We start from the raw sequence: 816 nt of genomic DNA on the forward strand, positions 1-816 counted from the left end.
CTCCCGGCTGCCGGTCGAGACCGTCAAGGATCGGCGCAAACGGTTCAAGACCTACGAGATCGGCTACGTCCATATCGACAGCTGCGAACTACGCCACGCAGACGGCAAGCTGGTCATGTTCCTCGCGATCGATCGGGTGTCAAAGTTCACCTACGTCGAGTTCCACGACTGCGCCGGCAAGATGGAAGGCGCAGCCTTCCTCAGAAGTGTGGTCGAGGTCTTCCCCTACCAAATCCACACCGTGCTCACCGACAATGGAATGGCCTTCGCCGACCTGCCCAAGAACCGTGACGGTCCGAGCCGCCGCTTCCTCGGGCCGCACATCTTCGATCGCGTCTGCATCGCCAACGGCATAGAGCACAGGCTCACCAAGCCCTATCATCCTTGGACAAATGGCCAGGCCGAGCGGATGAACCGCACAATCAAGGACGCCACCGTCAAGGTCTACCTCTACGACGATTTGGAAAGCTTGAAGGCCCATGTCCTGGCCTTCATCAACGCCTACAACTTCGCAAAGCACCTCAAGGCGCTGCGGTGGCGAACGCCCTACCAGGTCATCTGCGATGCATGGACAAACGATCCATCAATCTTCAAAATCAACCCGCGCCACCTCATTCCGGGACCACACAGCTAGGATGTGTGGACAGTTATCTGAGCCATAGAATTGTTGCGGCGAGGGTTACGACGGCGAGATAGTGCCTTGCGGTTTTCTCGAAGCGTGTAGCGACGCGGCGGAACTGCTTGAGCTTTGAGAAGCAGCATTCGACCAAGTGACGTTGTGCATAGAGATGCTTGTCGAGCGGGAATTTGCGCGCC

Annotated in this window: 1 protein-coding gene and 1 pseudogene; one reads left to right on the plus strand and one right to left on the minus strand. The window is 57.7% G+C overall.

What is annotated here, in order from left to right; genetic code table 11:
• Positions 1-634, plus strand: a 634-nt coding sequence (locus CEV33_RS00745; RefSeq protein ID WP_141211524.1) for an integrase core domain-containing protein, incomplete at its 5' end; no start/stop codon positions are given.
• Positions 635-647: 13 nt separating this feature from the next.
• On the opposite strand, the pseudogene CEV33_RS00750 reads toward CEV33_RS00745, so the two are convergent.
• A pseudogene (locus tag CEV33_RS00750) lies at positions 648-816 on the minus strand (IS5/IS1182 family transposase); the annotation flags it as partial.

The organism is Brucella grignonensis, assembly GCF_002252505.1.
GTDB lineage: Bacteria > Pseudomonadota > Alphaproteobacteria > Rhizobiales > Rhizobiaceae > Brucella > Brucella grignonensis.